The 16,096-nt window shown below is 48.6% G+C and carries 16 protein-coding genes and 1 tRNA gene; 15 read left to right on the top strand and 2 right to left on the bottom strand.

The window, feature by feature from the left end:
• Window positions 1–2 precede the first annotated feature (2 nt).
• The 3 genes from GEV47_RS03790 to GEV47_RS03780 all read left to right on the top strand — a co-directional run bounded on the left by GEV47_RS03790 (window position 3) and on the right by GEV47_RS03780 (window position 2,402).
• Complete coding sequence (locus GEV47_RS03790; RefSeq protein WP_153233342.1) at window positions 3–314, top strand: antibiotic biosynthesis monooxygenase family protein; 312 nt, start codon at window positions 3–5, stop codon at window positions 312–314.
• 17 nt (window positions 315–331) lie between these two features.
• Complete coding sequence (gene recR, locus GEV47_RS03785) at window positions 332–928, top strand: recombination mediator RecR (protein WP_322741535.1); 597 nt, start codon at window positions 332–334, stop codon at window positions 926–928.
• A gap of 88 nt (window positions 929–1,016) precedes the next feature.
• On the top strand, window positions 1,017–2,402 hold the full coding sequence (locus tag GEV47_RS03780) for an MFS transporter (protein WP_228124545.1): 1,386 nt from the start codon (window positions 1,017–1,019) through the stop codon (window positions 2,400–2,402).
• Window positions 2,403–2,505: 103 nt separating this feature from the next.
• On the opposite strand, the gene tal is transcribed toward GEV47_RS03780, so the two are convergent.
• A complete protein-coding gene (gene tal, locus GEV47_RS03775) occupies window positions 2,506–3,441 on the bottom strand; it encodes a transaldolase (protein WP_153233340.1) in 936 nt (311 codons plus the stop codon).
• Between the two features lie 182 nt (window positions 3,442–3,623).
• On the opposite strand from tal, the gene GEV47_RS03770 reads away from it, so the two are divergent.
• From GEV47_RS03770 to GEV47_RS03715, 12 genes are all read left to right on the top strand, one after another.
• Window positions 3,624–3,700 (top strand) — tRNA-Pro (locus GEV47_RS03770).
• Window positions 3,701–4,071: 371 nt separating this feature from the next.
• Window positions 4,072–4,623 carry a GspH/FimT family pseudopilin gene (locus GEV47_RS03765; protein ID WP_153233339.1) on the top strand — a complete coding sequence of 184 codons (552 nt, stop codon included), beginning with the start codon at window positions 4,072–4,074 and terminating at the stop codon, window positions 4,621–4,623.
• A gap of 11 nt (window positions 4,624–4,634) precedes the next feature.
• Complete coding sequence (locus GEV47_RS03760; protein ID WP_153233338.1) at window positions 4,635–5,213, top strand: prepilin-type N-terminal cleavage/methylation domain-containing protein; 579 nt, start codon at window positions 4,635–4,637, stop codon at window positions 5,211–5,213.
• Window positions 5,210–5,989 carry a PilW family protein gene (locus GEV47_RS03755; RefSeq protein WP_153233337.1) on the top strand — a complete coding sequence of 260 codons (780 nt, stop codon included), beginning with the start codon at window positions 5,210–5,212 and terminating at the stop codon, window positions 5,987–5,989. The genes GEV47_RS03760 and GEV47_RS03755 overlap by 4 nt, the downstream gene beginning before the upstream one ends.
• Complete coding sequence (locus tag GEV47_RS03750; RefSeq protein ID WP_153233336.1) at window positions 5,986–6,633, top strand: pilus assembly PilX family protein; 648 nt, start codon at window positions 5,986–5,988, stop codon at window positions 6,631–6,633. The genes GEV47_RS03755 and GEV47_RS03750 overlap by 4 nt, the downstream gene beginning before the upstream one ends.
• Window positions 6,634–6,650: 17 nt before the next feature.
• Window positions 6,651–10,190: a pilus assembly protein gene (locus tag GEV47_RS03745; RefSeq protein WP_153233335.1), complete on the top strand. Its 3,540-nt coding sequence runs from the start codon at window positions 6,651–6,653 to the stop codon at window positions 10,188–10,190.
• 19 nt (window positions 10,191–10,209) lie between these two features.
• Window positions 10,210–10,680 (top strand): type IV pilin protein, encoded by a 471-nt coding sequence (locus tag GEV47_RS03740; RefSeq protein WP_153233334.1) that lies wholly within the window; start codon window positions 10,210–10,212, stop codon window positions 10,678–10,680.
• A gap of 335 nt (window positions 10,681–11,015) precedes the next feature.
• On the top strand, window positions 11,016–11,909 hold the full coding sequence (gene htpX, locus GEV47_RS03735) for a protease HtpX (protein WP_153233333.1): 894 nt from the start codon (window positions 11,016–11,018) through the stop codon (window positions 11,907–11,909).
• Between the two features lie 155 nt (window positions 11,910–12,064).
• Window positions 12,065–12,688 (top strand): L-threonylcarbamoyladenylate synthase, encoded by a 624-nt coding sequence (locus GEV47_RS03730; protein ID WP_153233332.1) that lies wholly within the window; start codon window positions 12,065–12,067, stop codon window positions 12,686–12,688.
• 147 nt (window positions 12,689–12,835) lie between these two features.
• A complete protein-coding gene (locus GEV47_RS03725; protein ID WP_153233331.1) occupies window positions 12,836–13,516 on the top strand; it encodes a site-2 protease family protein in 681 nt (226 codons plus the stop codon).
• 50 nt (window positions 13,517–13,566) lie between these two features.
• A complete protein-coding gene (locus GEV47_RS03720; protein ID WP_153233330.1) occupies window positions 13,567–14,769 on the top strand; it encodes a tryptophan--tRNA ligase in 1,203 nt (400 codons plus the stop codon).
• A 26-nt stretch (window positions 14,770–14,795) separates the two neighbouring features.
• Window positions 14,796–15,188, top strand: a complete 393-nt coding sequence (locus GEV47_RS03715) for a hypothetical protein (protein WP_153233329.1) — start codon at window positions 14,796–14,798, stop codon at window positions 15,186–15,188.
• Between the two features lie 60 nt (window positions 15,189–15,248).
• Here GEV47_RS03715 and ribA read toward each other — a convergent pair whose 3' ends face one another.
• Entirely contained in the window at window positions 15,249–15,905 is a 657-nt protein-coding gene (gene ribA, locus GEV47_RS03710) for a GTP cyclohydrolase II (protein ID WP_153233328.1), read from the bottom strand.
• Window positions 15,906–16,096 lie beyond the last annotated feature (191 nt).

The following is a 16,096-nucleotide window of genomic DNA, read 5'->3' as shown; positions in this document are numbered from 1 at the left end:
ATATGATACTCGAAGTGGCAACCCTGGATGTGATCCCCGGACAAGAAACGCAGTTTGAAGCTGCTTTCGCGGAGGCGAAAAAAATTATCGCTTCCATGCCGGGATATATTTCTCATGAACTGCAACGTTGCCTGGAGCAGCGGCATCGCTATATCTTATTGGTCCATTGGCAGACGCTGGAACATCATACGATAGGCTTTCGTCAGTCTCCGCAATATGAAGAGTGGCGCGCGTTGTTGCACCATTTTTATAATCCTTTCCCCACCGTTTTACATTATGAAGCGGTCGGTCAAAAGAACTATCGTGGTTTTTAAAAAATAAAGAATAACGTGTGAAAACTCCTTCCAGTTTGCTTTTGTTGACCGAAGCATTGCGCCATTTGCCCGGTGTCGGGCCTAAATCGGCGCAACGCATGGCCTATCATTTACTGCAACATGATCGCGATGGCGCGGCGCTGTTAGGCCGTGCATTGACTCAGGCAGTAGATCAAATCAGACACTGCTCTCTGTGTAATACCTTTACTGAGAATGACCTGTGCGAAGTGTGCCTCGATGCTGATCGAGACGCGACTTTGCTATGCGTCGTCGAAACACCTACTGACCAATTAATGATAGAGCAAACATTAACCTACAAAGGTTTGTATTTCGTTCTGATGGGGCGTTTGTCACCACTCGATGGTATCGGTCCCAAAGATTTGCAATTGGAAAAACTGATTGCGCGCGCTACCGATGGTGTCGTCGCTGAAGTGGTGTTGGCGACTAATTTCACCAATGAAGGTGAAGCAACGGCGCATTACATCAGTGAAACCATGAAAGCACGCGGGCTTAAAGTGAGTCGTTTAGCCCGTGGCGTGCCGGTTGGTGGTGAATTGGAATATGTGGATGCTGGTACGATTGCGCGTGCGATGTTGGATAGGCGCGCAACTTAGCAATAAACCCCTGTCCTGCAAGCAGGAGAGGGGACAGAGCGATGTGTAGTCTGAATATATTTAACAATAAATGGCAAACACCCAACGCATGAGCAACATAGCCCTTGATAGTGGCAGTATTTCTGCCAGATTAGATCGTCTCCCCACGACACGCTCAGTATGGAAACTTATCTTATTGCTGAGCCTGGGTTTCTTTTTCGAGATTTATGATCTGCTCTATACCGGCTACGTTGCGCCAGGTTTAGTCAAGAGCGGCATCCTCACGGCGACAACGCCCGGACTGTTCGGGACCTCCGGCGTCGCCAGTTTCATCGCTGCGTTGTTTGCGGGATTGTTTATTGGCACCATCGCCTGCGGCTTTCTGGCAGATCGCTTTGGTCGCAGAGCTATTTTTACCTACTCGCTCCTTTTGTATGCCTTTGCCAATTTCGTGATGCTGTTTCAAACCACTGCCTTTGGTCTGAATTCATGGCGTTTTGTGTCGGGTATCGGACTGGGTGTCGAGATGATTACCATAGGCACTTACTTATCCGAATTAGCACCTAAACAGGTGCGAGGCAGGGCGTTTGCGGTGTGCCAGGCAATTGGTTTTTCTGCGATTCCATTAGCGGCTTATCTATCGTATTTGTTGGTGCCGCATGCGCCATTTGGCGTCGATGGCTGGCGTTGGATAGTCTTGTTTGGTTGTTTGTGTGCCGGAGCAGTCTGGTGGATACGACGACATTTGCCGGAAAGTCCGCGCTGGTTAGCCAGCAAAGGGCGTCTGGCAGAAGCGGACAGCATACTCACGGCGCTGGAAGCAAAAGTGCAAGAAGAATATGGACAGGCATTGCCGGCACCTGGAGCGCCGGAGCCAATAGCGAAAGTCGGTACTTTTAGCGACATGTGGAAACCGCCTTACCGCACACGTACCATCATGTTGATTATTTTTAATATATTTCAGACCGTCGGGTTTTACGGTTTCGCTAACTGGGTACCGACCTTGCTGATCAAGCAGGGTATAGCCGTCACTTCCAGTTTGTTGTACACGACATTGATCGGTTTGGCCGCACCACTTGGACCGCTGATTGGTTATTTAATCGCTGACCGTTTTGAGCGTAAATATATTATTGTCACGATGGCAGGTGTCAGCGTTATAGCAGGTCTGATTTTCAGCCAGGTCAGCACTGCGGTGATGATTGTAGCGCTGGGTATCACCTTGACGCTGACGAATAATATTATGTCGTTCTCTTTCCACGCCTATCAGCAAGAGCTTTATCCCACAGGCATTCGGGCGCGCGCGGTCGGTTTTGTTTATTCGTGGAGCCGCTTTTCTGCGATATTCAGTTCATTTGCGATTGCTTATACACTTGGCCAGTTTGGTGTGCCGGGTGTTTTTGTTTTTATCGCGGCGGCAATGTTCATCGTCATGGCCGTTATCAGTTTGATGGGACCGCGTACGCGTGGGGCATCGCTGGAAAGTATTTCACACTGAAGATATCCCGCTAGGAAGATCCGATCCACATGTGGGGCGCTTTTTGAAGAAGCTTGCTCTTCAATTCAATGCCGTTTAGCGCCCCAATGGAAATCCGCTTTACTTAACGCAATGCATCCACCATTTTTTCCAGTTTCACAGCATCGACGCTGAACTGTCGTATACCTTCAGCCAGTTTTTCTGTACCCATCGCATCATCATTTAGCATCGTACGGAAAGTGGATTCGTTCAAGTTGATTTTTTGAACGTTATCTTGTCGTGCTGTTTCTGGACTCAGTTTACGTGTAACTGGCGCATCGCTATCTGCCAGTTTTTGCAATAAATCCGGGCTGATGGTGAGTAAATCACAACCGGCCAATTCGGTGATTTGCGACGTATTGCGGAAGCTGGCACCCATTACTTCCGTGGCATAGCCAAACTTGCGGAAATAGGTGTAAATTTGCTTGACGGACTGCACACCTGGGTCATCGGCGCCGGTGTAGTCGATGCCAGTAGATTTTTTATACCAGTCATAAATTCGACCAACGAATGGTGAAATCAATTGCACTTTCGCCTCTGCGCAGGCAATCGCTTGGGGAAGCGAAAACAACAACGTCAAATTGCAGCGTATGCCTTCTTTTTCCAAAATTTCTGCAGCGCGAATACCTTCCCAGGTTGAAGCAATTTTGATCAATATGCGCTCACGAGAGATGCCTGCAGCTTCGTAGAGCTTGATCAATGCACGGCCTTTTTCTACAGTGCCGGTGGTGTCAAAAGACAGTCGCGCATCAGTTTCAGTCGATACGCGACCTGGGATCAGTTTCAGAATTTCCAGACCAAACAGCACCAACAAACGGTCGATAATGTCACCAGTCGCCAATGTCGCGTGCTCTTTCACGGCTTGTGCCAGCAGTGGCGCATACTCCGGCTTTTGCACCGCTTTTAATATGAGCGATGGATTAGTAGTGGCATCACGTGGTGCATAGGCTTTTATCGTTTGAAAATCTCCGGTATCGGCAACGATGGTCGTGAATTGTTTGAGTTGATCTAGTTGGTTCATAGCGATTTTGTAGGTGGAAGGCGTTGATCGAAATGTCTCTATAGTTATTCTACGCAAATTCTTTCAGGCTAGCCCACACCGGGGCAGATTCTTCAGCCATATTCAATACAATTTATATCAGAAAATTATTTTTCTTAATGGTGTTGCTGTGCCGTGAACTTGTGTGTATCATGCTGCTTCTTCGGAGTGTAGCGCAGCCCGGTAGCGCACCTGGTTTGGGACCAGGGGGTCCAAGGTTCGAATCCTTGTACTCCGACCAAAATTTAGTTGTAAGTATTAAGAAATAGGACTTGGAAGTTTTTCTTCTGAGTCCTTTTTTTATGCGTGCAGCTTTCATCGCCTCGCAAATCTTACGTATTTGTGTAAATGAATTAGCAAGCTAGCTTCAGTGCCCGAGCGAAAAGGGCGGTGATGATGTTCATTAGTAAATGAACTTTCATCATGGTTTCTGTTGCTACTCGATCCCAACCTCCTCCCACCACTCGACTAAGCATGTAAAAACGGCTTGTTAATCAAGCACGACAGAAACAATCTCAAATTTGTTATAGCTGGCACAGATTTATGTAACAAAGTCACTTTTCGGCAACATTAGTGTTGTATCATGATTTCTTTCTGGTAATATAGTTGCCCATGAACAATATTATTCCTCGATCCCAGCGCGGCGTCACTCTGATAGAGCTGATGGTTGTCATTGCCATTGCTGCAATTCTGATGGTGATAGCTGTTCCCTCGTATACTTCGATGACACAGCAATTTCGTGTGCAGGCAGAAATTAATGGGTTTGCAAAGGATTTGCAATTTGCCCGTGCATCGGCGATTGAGCAAGGTTTGCCGGTGACCATTTGCGCATCAGCAGATGGTGCAACTTGTCTTGGGACTACCACATGGAATACTGGATGGATAATTTTCCCCGATCCAACTGCGTCTGCAACACCGGCTGCGGGTGTGACTTTTCTTCGCATACAAAAAAGTTTTGTAGGTACCGATACTTTTGTAGCTGATAGTGCTGCGTCGTCTGTGACGTATAGCCGGGATGGTTTTACGACTGGTTTACCCGGAACAGGTACCGTCACATTCACGCTTCATACAGCCACAACAAACACCGCCGCTACACAATGTCTGGCGCTTATAAAAACAGGTCGACAGCAGGTGCAGTCATCAGGTACGGGAGCGTGCACGTGAGATTTTCGTCTATGTATTATTCATCCTCGAATCATAAAGCTCATAAAGCGCATAAATCAGTACGCGGCTTCACTTTGCTTGAAGTGTTGATTACGATAGTCGTTAGCGCTGTAGCATTGCTTGGGCTTGCAAAGATGCAGGCTTTGGCTGTTTCCAGTACTAGCAATGCAGGAAGCCGTTCGCTGATTGCCTTGCAAGTGGCCAGTCTGGTTTCCTCCATGCATGTTAATACGGCATATTGGGCCCCTTCTACGGCAGTTGTAAATGCAAGCACTTTTTCAGCTGCGGGAACCACTGTGACAGACCCGACCGGTGTTCTTAACGCGGCATCGAGTGGATGTGCTACGCAATGTACTCCCGCAGCATTGGCTGCCTATGATGTACAGACGTGGGTAGCCGGCATGAATCAGCAGTTTCCGACTTATACCGCTAACGTCAACTGTACCGGCAACGCCGCGCAACCAGTCAGTTGCCAAATATATGTTACTTGGGTCGAGAATCAGGTCGCCATGAACCAAACGACAGCCGCGACAGCACCCGGTGGAAGCGCAACAGCAACGCAGTCGTTTAGTGTCTTTGTACAGCCATGATGAAGCCTTCGCATTCGCGCCCAACCCGCAATATCCCTATGCGTAAAAAAAATCCTAAAACATCCGGTTTTACCCTGATAGAGTTGATGATCGCGATCACTATCGGCTTATTCATGATTGCCGGAATGATCGCCATCGTCATTAGCATGAAAGGCAGTTTTAACACGCAAGGTCAGCTTTCTAATGTCCAGGATAGTCAACGTTTTTCTCTGACAGTGTTGGACAATACGATCCGGACCGCAGGATATTTTCCGAATCCAACTAGCATTCTGTCAGCCGCGGCTCTACCTGCGACGTCGACGGCCAATCCAGATGGCACCACGTTTGCGGCGGCGCAGGGCATTGTCGGAACCACGGGAACTAGCCCAGCCAGTGATACTATCAATGTGCGATTTCAAAGCGCTAGCGGTGACGGTTTAATGGACTGTCAGGGCGATACCAATACATCGGGATCCTCAGTTATCTGGACCAACAGCTTTGCCATCAATGCTGCCAATCAGCTCACCTGTGTCGTCAGTGTAAATGGCGGAACGCCCGGTACACCTAGCGTACTGGTCGACAATGTTGCTTCGATTAGCGTCTTGTATGGCGTCAATACAATAAACAAGGTAAACAGTGTTGACACCTATCTACCGGCAAGTGCCGTTGCTAATTGGGCTCAAGTGATGTCTACGCAAATCACGATTACTTTCCTTGACTTGGTCAATGCGACGCCAACCAAAGCGCCAACTCTTCCCCCGCTGGTTCACACTATCAGTTTGATGAGCAACACATGAGTCGTCATCACTATTCTAGTAATTATCGTAGCAAGGTCAAAGGCTTGATTTCGTTGAGAACGTCGGGCCGATCAGGTTACGCAAGACAACAGGGCTTCGTGTTAATTACGGCGATGCTGCTGTTGGTGATGCTGACTTTACTCGCCCTGAGTATGTTTCGCGGTTACGGTATACAGCAAAAAATAGCCGGTAATAGCAGAGAGAAAGAACGGTCATTTGAAGCCGCACAGAACGCACTACAGTATGGTGAATGGTGGTTGGGGCAAAGCGGGGTGATACTTAAAACGGGCGTAGCGTGTAGCAACACGATCACAGTCACTGCTCCCGGTCAAATGCTTGTATGTACCAACGCACTAGTTAATCCGACTACTCCTCAAAATTGGGCTGCGTCCTTACTCTATACGCCTCCAGCGATGAAAGTTCTTGCCGGTGGTGGTACCGTAACTGACGGCAATGGAAATCTTGATATTAATTATTCCAGCGCACCACAGCTTTATATTGCTTATCTTGGGAAAACATCAGACGGTCAGAGTGCATATTATTCAGTGACTGGGGCTGGTGTCGGGGGTAGTACCAATAGTACTTCGGTGGTGCAAAGTATTGTGACCGTCGGCCCACGAACCAAAAATCTTGGTTCGGATTGAAAACAAAAGACGAGAAAATGAAAAAACTCAATAAAAAATATACAAGTGCAATTTGGGCATTAGCGATCGCGGTGTTGTCTCCGCTTCCCGTTTATGCGCAGTTAGTTGTCAGTGATACGCTCAACGGGACTTCATCCACTTATCCATGGGTTACTACGGGTGGCGCTTGTCTTACTGCCGGAAATAATACCGGTACGATTCCGGCTTGCAATGGCCTTGCTTATTACAGCGGGAAGACTCAGGTCGGCGGGGTTAGTGGCGTGTTGCCTGATCCTGTTGGACAGGGTGCGCTGCGACTGAGCAACGGCGATACCAAGATCAATGGATCGAATGGTAATAACAATACGGGAGCGGTTATTTCAAGCAGCCCATTCCCAACGAGCGAAGGGGTTCAAGTTACGTTTTCTACGGTGTCTTATGGTGGCAATGGTTATAGTAATAGCAACAATCAGGCTTCGGGGGCAGACGGTATCGCGTTTTTCTTGATGGATAGTAGCAAAATGGTTGGCACCGCGCCCCCGCCCCCAGGTGCCTTCGGTGGTAGCCTTGGTTACAGCTGCGCCAATTCAAAAAGCCCGTCATCCGATGGTTTGAATGGCGGCTACGTTGCAGTGGGGATTGATGAATTCGGTAATTTTTCGAACCCAGGCGACAATACTGCGACCGGCCCAGGCACTAATCCAGGGGCGATTACAATGCGCGGTGCGGGTAGTATCACCGGCGCGGTATTAAAGAGTACTTATCCGAAATACTATCCATCAAGTTTGAGCGCTGCCAATTTGCTCACGGCTGTACAAAAAACATGTGCTACTGGTTTTCTGCAAAATTGGAGTGGCAGTACGATTGTTGATGCCAATAAGAAATCGATCGCAAATAAACAATCAACCACCGAAGCAGTTTACGATTACAGCCTGATCGGGACGCCGGCGTCGGTAGCGGCGCTGACGGCGACGACACCGGCGACGACCATATACAATCAGGAGGGAGTTGCCGCACCGTTGCGTAGTAAGGCAAACGTATTTACTTATGCACTAAACATTACGCAAGATGGCTATCTGAGCCTCACTTTTAGCGTGAACGGCGGATCGCCGATTACCGCTATCCCTAAACAATCTATTACCGCCACGAATGGCCCGTTGCCAGCCAATTTCTTATTTGGCTTTACCGCCGGTACCGGTGGGGGCAGTAATGTTCACGAAATTCTTTGCTTTAAAGCGGCACAAATTAACCAGGCTGGTACTTCAGCAGGCACCAACGTACAGTCGTCCCAGGTGCAGGTTGGTTCACAGGTCTATTTTGCGTACTACCATGCAGTTAATTCCTGGGGCTCACTGACGGCATCGAATCTGGTTGCCAATAGTGCTGGAGTGGTGTCGATTAATTCCACGGCAAATTGGGATGCCAACTGCGTACTGACTGGCGGTGCTTGTAGCGCGACCGGTGGTACCAATACAGCACAGGCACCAACTGCTCGCAGCATCCTTAGCTGGAATGATACTGCGGCGACTGGCATTCCTTTCGAATACGCCAGTTTGTCAACCAATCAGCAAAGTTTGATTGGCGGCAGCGTTGACGGATTACAGCGTACATCCTTTTTGCGTGGTGATCGCAGTCAGGAGATCGCCAATGGCGGTGCGTTCCGTGGACGCAACGGTGTTTTAGGCGACATCATGAATTCGAGCCCGACATGGGTTGGTATCCCAGCATCAAACTATACCTATACCGGCGTAGATCTCCTTACCCAAAAATCCATAGCAGAATATGGTGCGAGCTACAACACCTTCGTTAGCAATAACAATACACGTCAAAATATCGTCTATGTTGGCGCCAATGACGGCATGCTGCATGGTTTCCGTGCCGGTGCGTATGATTCGACCGGTACTGTTTTCAATGCCGCGACTAATGATGGACAAGAAGTGCTGGCTTACGTGCCCGCCGCAGTGATCAGCAGTATTCATCCGTCAAATACATCATACGATTTCTCATCACCGCAATATGCTCACAACTTTTACGTCAACGCGACACCCGCAACCGGCGATCTGTACTACGGCGGCGCCTGGCATACTTGGCTGGTTGGCGGTTTAGCTGCGGGTGGTAACGCGACCGGCCCGATCAATAACACAACCAGTACTGCCATCGGTGATCTCTATGCCTTGGATATCACCAACCCTGCTAACTTTACGGAAGCTAACGCGGCCACAGTTGTAAAGGGGGAATGGAATTCAAGCGCCATCATCTGTACTACCGACACCAAGACCAGTACTTGTAACAGCAGCCTCGGCAGTGTCTACGGCACACCGATTATCCGAAAAATGCACGATGGTAATTGGGCGGTCATTTTTGGGAACGGTCACAACAGCAGTACCGGCACGGCTGGTATTTACATCATGACCGTCAATTACAGCACAGGCGCAACTACGATTCGCTTCCTTGATACTGGCTATAAGAGCACAACTGCAAAGAACGGTATCGATTATGTATCCTCAGCCGATTTGGATGGAGATCATGTCACCGATTATCTGTACGCAGGGGATTTCCAAGGCAACGTGTGGCGTTTCGATGTGACTGGTAGCAATTCAGCAAATTGGGTTGCGCCAAGCAAACCAATATTTACCACCGCTGCTGGACAGCCGATCACGACGCGCTTGACAGTCAATGCGGTCCAGTCGGCTAGTTCTAACGGACCTGCAAGGTTGATCATTGCCTTTGGCACCGGACAACAATTTCCACAAACCCTCACGAGTGCAACGACATTTGTCAGTGGTACGCAGACGCTCTATGGAATCTGGGATTGGAATATGACTGCCTGGAATGCTAAAAGTAGCAGTCAATATGACGCAATAGTTAGTGGGCCGACGACAATTGGCGTCTCTAGCTTGGCAACGCAGACGATATTGCAAACCGTTAATAGTGCGAGCGGCAATATATCCGGTTATCGCACGGTATCTCAAAATCCAGTTTGCTGGAGCGGATCGACGGTGTGTGGTTCAGCAGCAAGTAGCAATACACAATATGGCTGGCAGTTGTCGTTGCCGTCGACTACAACTGGTTCAGTGACAAACAGTGAACAAATCATTTATAACCCGGTCGCGGCCTATGGCGTCTTTTTAGTGAATACCACGATTCCAGGAGTGAATCAGGTACTGAGTTGCACTGCGCAACCGGCTAGCGGTTACACGATGGCGCTTTCACCAGAAACTGGCGGTGCGCTTCCAACCTCGTTCTTTGCAACTCAATCTGCTAATTCGGGTTACAACCCTACTGGAACTGTAGCTGGAGCAAATATCGTTTCTGGACTCGGGCTGAGCGGCACTGGTTCACCGTCGCTTGTTACTACTACGACAGGCAAGGTATATCTAGTACAACAAGTCAACAGTAGCGGTAGCAGCGCTAGCGGCTCTAGTGGCCCAAGCAGCGGTGGTGGTAGCACAGGCGGCACTGGCAGCAGCGGCTCCGCTGGCGGTGGTACTGACTCCAACGTCTCCAACAACACACCGATACCAGTTGATCCGCAACCGTTCGTTGCAAAACGGATCACATGGCAAAAACTGCGTTAATTTGAAGAGAGATTTATAAATGCGACATCCGTCAATTCAACCTTTTCAGCGTGCGTTAACCAAGGCACGAGGCTTCACCCTCATAGAAATTATGATGGTGGTCGCCATCGTCGGGATATTAGCGGCAATCGCTTTGCCGTCCTATAAGCAATACATTCTGAAAAGCCACCGCGTTGACGCTAAGAATGCGGTGTTGGAAGTGGCGGGGCGGGAAGAAAAATTCTTCGCTACGAATAACACCTATACAACCTTGGCTACTAAATTGAATTACGCAACAGACGCTGCGGTAGTTATCAGTTCAAGCGGGCCAAGTTATTACACTTTTACTATTACGCAGACTGCCCCAACAAATTACACCGTTACCGCTACTCCAACTGGAGGTCAAACGGCCGACGTATGCTATGCCTACGTTGTTAACAACCTCGGCGTCCAATCCAATGTGACGTCAGCAGGCGCCGCAGTTACACCACCTTCGGGCGGTTGTTGGTGATGTAAAAGTTGATGTGTGAAACAAAAAAAAGGACTGTCATTTGATAGTCCTTTTTTGTTTTTTGAACAGAATGTACTGGCTTAGTGCGTGCCAGTCGCGAGTTAACGAACTTGCTCGTTATCAGATTGTCTAAATAAAATCCCGAGATAAACAAAGTCGCAGTGCAAATCAACATTAATTAAAAGACATCGCATATTTGACATCTTAAATTTACTCGCTGAGATGCGAGGCAGATCGTTACAATAGGGGGCTCCAACCGGGTTCTAGTCTTGAAATTTGCAATGTTGACCGCATTTGTTTAATTAATTATTAACTTCCCCTTTAGGAGTTTCCGCATGAAACGTATTTTCCTGTTCCTCGCCACGAATATCGCCGTGATGTTGGTGTTGAGTATCGTCCTGTCTTTGCTGGGCGTGGACAAGTTTTTAACGCACAGTGGACTCGATATTCCGAAGCTGATGGTGTTTTCGCTGGTGATTGGTTTTGCTGGTTCGATTTTCTCGCTGTTGATCAGCAAATGGATGGCCAAGCGTTCAACCGGTGCGCGCGTGATTACCGCGCCGGCTAATCAGACTGAGGCCTGGTTGGTAGATACAGTGGCTAAACTGGCGCAACGTGCTGGTATCGGCATGCCGGAAGTGGCGGTGTTTGATGGCGCACCAAATGCATTTGCGACAGGTGCATTTAAAAATTCTGCATTGGTTGCGGTGTCGACCGGTCTGCTGCAAAGCATGACGAAAGAAGAAGTCGAAGCGGTGTTGGGTCATGAGGTTGCGCATATTGCCAATGGCGATATGGTGACAATGACGTTGATTCAAGGCGTGGTGAATACTTTTGTGGTGTTCCTCTCGCGCGTCATTGGTTATGCCGTAGATCGCGCTATGTCACGTAATAGTAACGATGGTCCAGGTATTGGTTATATGGTATCGGTGATGGTCTGTCAGGTAGTGCTGGGGATCGGTGCATCGATGATCGTTGCCTGGTTCTCGCGTCATCGTGAATTCCGCGCGGATGCGGGTTCTGCCAAACTGATGGGCAGCAGCTTGCCGATGCAGCATGCTTTGGCGCGTTTGGGTGGCGTCGATCCGGCGACAGCGGCTTTGCCAGAATCAATGGCAGCAATGGGTATCAATGACAAACCAGGCTGGTCGGCTTTGTTCTCTAGCCATCCGCCGCTTGAGGTGCGTATCGCAGCATTGCGTAATAATCCAACCGTGACTGCACTGTAATTTATAGTTGTTTAGCTGGGCGGCGATAGTTTGAAGGCTATCGCCGCTTTTATTTATAGAATTGATAGAACTTGCGCAAAATCTTCTCAGCAGGATCACGTCTACCTATCGCAAGGTGTACTGTTTGCGTAATCCCTAATTCACAAATTTGAGCCATGAGTCAATTTTTTCAAATTCATCCAGATAATCCGCAAGGGCGCTTGATTAAACAAGCGGCGCAAATTATTCATGATGGCGGTATTGTCGCTTTGCCGACGGATTGCTGTTATGCCTTGGTATGTCAATTGGACAATAAAGATGCGGTTGAGCGTTTGCGCCGGATTCGAGGGGTAGGCGACAAACATCATTTGACATTGCTATGCAAGGATTTAAGTGAGATTGCTGAATATGCCAAAGTCGATAATCAGCAATTTCGCATGTTAAAAAATGCAACGCCCGGTGCTTACACCGTGATCCTGGAGGCCACCAAAGAAGTACCGCGCCGCCTCAGTCATCCGTCGCGTAAAACGATAGGGTTGCGTGTGCCACGCAGTGCCGTAGTGCAGGCGTTGCTCGGCGAGCTGGGGCAGCCGTTGATTGGCACGACCTTGATTTTGCCTAATCATGAATTGCCGTTAACCGACCCTGACGAAATTCGTGATCAATTGGAAAAACAATTGGACCTGGTGATTGATAGTGGCGCTTGTGGCTTGGAGCCGACTACCGTGATTGATTTGACTTCAAGCGAACCGGAATTGGTACGTCAGGGCAGTGGTGACGCAAGCGTATTCGGTTTGTAACCGATTTACGCAACATCACTTCAGCTGTATTACTCCTCTTGGCGATCCTAAAGTGCGATCTTTGCCGTCGTGTCTTGCCAGGACAATTTTGCGTAAGTCCTATTTCTATTTTTGGGGCATGACTGCTCCTCTGTTAAAATCCCGGCCATGAATAATCTTATCCAAACCATCTCGGTAATAGCACTTCCGCTACTTTTCGCGATTACCCTGCATGAAGCAGCGCATGCTTATGCGGCAAAATATTTCGGCGATCCGACTGCGTATATGCAAGGCCGCATGAGTTTGAATCCTGCCAAGCATATCGACCCTATGGGGACGATATTGATTCCCTTATTGCTGTATTTTTCAACTGGCGGTGCGTTCATGTTTGGTTATGCCAAGCCAGTTCCCGTCAATTTTGGCGGGCTGCGTCAACCTAAGCGCGATATGGCGTGGGTTGCTTTAGCTGGACCAGCGGCAAATATCGTCATGGCCATAGGCTGGATGTTGGCGTTAATCGGTTTGGCCGCGACTGGTGCAGAAAAAGGCGACTTTTTTGCGATGATGGCGCAGTACGGTATTCGCATTAATTTAGTTTTGTTTGCGTTGAACTTGTTTCCTCTGCCACCGCTGGATGGCGGCCGTATCTTGTTTAGCGTGCTGCCGCATAAATACGCTTTCAAACTTGCCAAAATTGAACCATATGGTTTTTTCATTGTGCTGGCGTTGATGCTGATACCATTTGGCGATCAAAGGTTGTTGTATGCGTTCTGGATGGATCCATTGATCAATGCCGGATATGCCGCCTTGCAATGGTTGGCGACACCTTTATGGGCGCTGGTTCATTAAATTTTTGACACTATACTTGTATTCTTTTTAGCTACTTTTACCCATAAACTATGTATCCTGACCGCGTTGTATCTGGCATGCGTCCTACTGGCGCTTTGCATCTTGGCCACTATCACGGCGCTTTGAAAAATTGGGTTCGGCTGCAGTCCGAAGTGCCATGTTTGTTTTTCGTCGCTGACTGGCACGCGCTGACGACGCATTACGATGATCCTAGCGTCATTGAAACCAGTACGTGGGAAATGTTGGTTGATTGGTTGGCCGCCGGCGTCGATCCATCGCAATCGACTTTATTCATTCAGTCGAAAGTACCAGAGCACGCCGAACTGCATTTGCTGCTTTCAATGGCAACACCGTTGGGTTGGCTAGAACGTGTTCCGACCTATAAAGATCAGCAAGAAAAACTGGCTGATCGTGATTTGGCAACCTATGGCTTCTTGGGTTATCCGTTGTTGCAAGCGGCCGATGTATTGATTTATCGTGCGACGCAAGTGCCGGTCGGTGATGATCAGGTGCCGCATATCGAAATGATGCGTGAGATCGCCCGTCGCTTTAATCATTTATATGGCAAAGAAAAAGGCTTTGAAGAAAAAGCGCAAGATGCAGTCAAAAAGCTCGGCAGCAAACGGGCCAAGCTGTACAACGAACTGCGTACAGAATTCCAGCAGCAAGGCAGTGCTGAAGCATTAGAGCAAGCGAAGGCGATGCTCGACGATGCGCAAAATCTGTCGATGATCGATAGAGAACGTTTGTTCGGCTTTCTGGAAGGCAGCCGAAAATTAATTCTGTCTGAACCTCAAGCCTTGCTGACTGAAGCATCGCGCCTGCCAGGTTTGGATGGACAGAAAATGTCCAAGAGCTATGGCAATTCGATTGCCTTGCGTGCCGATAAAGACGTTGTTACCAAGCAGGTTCGCACCATGCCAACCGACCCGGCACGCGTACGTCGTACTGATCCGGGTGATCCTGATAAATGCCCGGTATGGCAATTCCATCTTGTTTACTCTGATAAACCGACGCAAGAGTGGGCGGCAAAAGGTTGTCGTTCGGCCGGCATTGGTTGCCTTGAATGTAAGCAGCCAGTGATCGATGCGATCATTAAAGAGCAAGAGCCTATGCATGAACGTGCGCAGCAATATCTGGATGATCCGTCGCTAGTGCGGGCGATTGTCGCTGATGGTTGCGATCATGCGCGCAAATTGGCGCAAGATACGATGCGTGATGTACGTGAGGCGATGGGTTTGGGATATAACTGAATCAAGACAGACTGAGGAGCCAAGCAATGCAAATCAAATATCAAGTGGGATCAGCTTTTTCTATGGTTTGTGTCGTGATGGCGCTTGCGGGCTGTCAATCTCAAGGAGCATCGGCTACGGGTGTTCACAATGAACACACGCCGTTAGTTCCGGCGCCACAACCAGAACAGCCGGGACTGTCGTCAGCATTTTTACAAACCATCAAGCAAGACCTTAGTAAACGTACTGGCATACCAGATAGTGCTATTAATGTCTTGAAGGTCGAGAATAAACAATGGTCGGATGGCGCATTGGGATGCCCTAAGCCTGGTCAGATGTACATGCAAATGATCATCGATGGCTACACTGTGCAGTTACAGGTCAAAGATATGGTCTATGAATACCACACTGATCAAGGTAATAGCTTTGTGAGTTGCTGATCGTAGACGTGTAATCGGTGTTGAGTATGCCTTCCCATTTGTAGGGAAGGCATTTATCGTTTACACCCAATCATCCTGCTCGCCGTTGGCGCCAAATAAATGGCCGAGCTTGTCTTTTTTTGTATCCAGATAATGTTCATTAAATGGATTCCGATTCACGCGCAACGACAAACGTTCTGTGACGTTAACGCCTAAAGTGGTTAATGCATCGACTTTGCGTGGGTTATTGGTCATCAAGCGCACGCTGCTGACATTCAGGTGCTGCAGCATAGGACGGGTAATGCTGTAATCACGTAAATCAGCTTCAAATCCTAACTGTTGATTAGCCAGAACAGTATCGGCGCCAGCGTCTTGCAAAACATAAGCACGGATTTTATTGACCAAACCGATACCACGGCCTTCCTGGCGCAAATACAGCAACACGCCACGGCCTTCAGCCGCGATTCTTTCAAGCGCGCTTTCCAATTGTGCACCGCAGTCGCAACGCTGGCTAAACAGCGCATCGCCGGTAAGGCACTCAGAATGCACGCGTGCTAATACCGGATCGCCGTTGGCAATGTCACCGAATGTCAGTGCCAAATGTTCTTTGCCGGTGCTATGTTCGACAAAAGCATGAAGCGAGAAAGTGCCCCATTTTGTCGGTAATTTACATGGCGGAACATAGTCGAATATGTCGTCTGATGAAGAAGCATGATCGACGTTTTTGGTTGACTGCATGACAAACCTTATAGGGAAATAATTGTTAAATTGATAGTGATAATGACGCAAATGCTAATGCATCATTATAAACGTGGCGCTGATTTCAGGAGCGCGAGCTCAAAATTGGCAGGATGATACAATTTTGTGAGAGCGATGGATTCTTAGATGGTGTTGCAAGACAAAAACAAAAGAGGTGATTACAAGATTTT

The sequence above is a fragment of the Glaciimonas soli genome, from assembly GCF_009497155.1.
Classification (GTDB): Bacteria; Pseudomonadota; Gammaproteobacteria; order Burkholderiales; family Burkholderiaceae_D; genus Glaciimonas; species Glaciimonas soli.
Note: the sequence above shows the minus strand (reverse complement) of the source record. Positions and strands in the feature narration are given on the sequence as shown.

What these genes read in the sequence shown, in the direction of transcription:
- GEV47_RS03790 (WP_153233342.1), top strand. Translation starts at nt 3, where the DNA reads ATGATACTCGAAGTGGCAACCCTGGATGTGATCCCCGGACAAGAAACG.
- GEV47_RS03780 (WP_228124545.1), top strand. Translation starts at nt 1,017, where the DNA reads ATGAGCAACATAGCCCTTGATAGTGGCAGTATTTCTGCCAGATTAGAT.
- tal (WP_153233340.1), bottom strand. Translation starts at nt 3,441, where the DNA reads ATGAACCAACTAGATCAACTCAAACAATTCACGACCATCGTTGCCGAT.
- GEV47_RS03765 (WP_153233339.1), top strand. Translation starts at nt 4,072, where the DNA reads ATGAACAATATTATTCCTCGATCCCAGCGCGGCGTCACTCTGATAGAG.
- GEV47_RS03760 (WP_153233338.1), top strand. Translation starts at nt 4,635, where the DNA reads ATGTATTATTCATCCTCGAATCATAAAGCTCATAAAGCGCATAAATCA.
- GEV47_RS03755 (WP_153233337.1), top strand. Translation starts at nt 5,210, where the DNA reads ATGATGAAGCCTTCGCATTCGCGCCCAACCCGCAATATCCCTATGCGT.
- GEV47_RS03750 (WP_153233336.1), top strand. Translation starts at nt 5,986, where the DNA reads ATGAGTCGTCATCACTATTCTAGTAATTATCGTAGCAAGGTCAAAGGC.
- GEV47_RS03745 (WP_153233335.1), top strand. Translation starts at nt 6,651, where the DNA reads ATGAAAAAACTCAATAAAAAATATACAAGTGCAATTTGGGCATTAGCG.
- GEV47_RS03740 (WP_153233334.1), top strand. Translation starts at nt 10,210, where the DNA reads ATGCGACATCCGTCAATTCAACCTTTTCAGCGTGCGTTAACCAAGGCA.
- htpX (WP_153233333.1), top strand. Translation starts at nt 11,016, where the DNA reads ATGAAACGTATTTTCCTGTTCCTCGCCACGAATATCGCCGTGATGTTG.
- GEV47_RS03730 (WP_153233332.1), top strand. Translation starts at nt 12,065, where the DNA reads ATGAGTCAATTTTTTCAAATTCATCCAGATAATCCGCAAGGGCGCTTG.
- GEV47_RS03725 (WP_153233331.1), top strand. Translation starts at nt 12,836, where the DNA reads ATGAATAATCTTATCCAAACCATCTCGGTAATAGCACTTCCGCTACTT.
- GEV47_RS03720 (WP_153233330.1), top strand. Translation starts at nt 13,567, where the DNA reads ATGTATCCTGACCGCGTTGTATCTGGCATGCGTCCTACTGGCGCTTTG.
- GEV47_RS03715 (WP_153233329.1), top strand. Translation starts at nt 14,796, where the DNA reads ATGCAAATCAAATATCAAGTGGGATCAGCTTTTTCTATGGTTTGTGTC.
- ribA (WP_153233328.1), bottom strand. Translation starts at nt 15,905, where the DNA reads ATGCAGTCAACCAAAAACGTCGATCATGCTTCTTCATCAGACGACATA.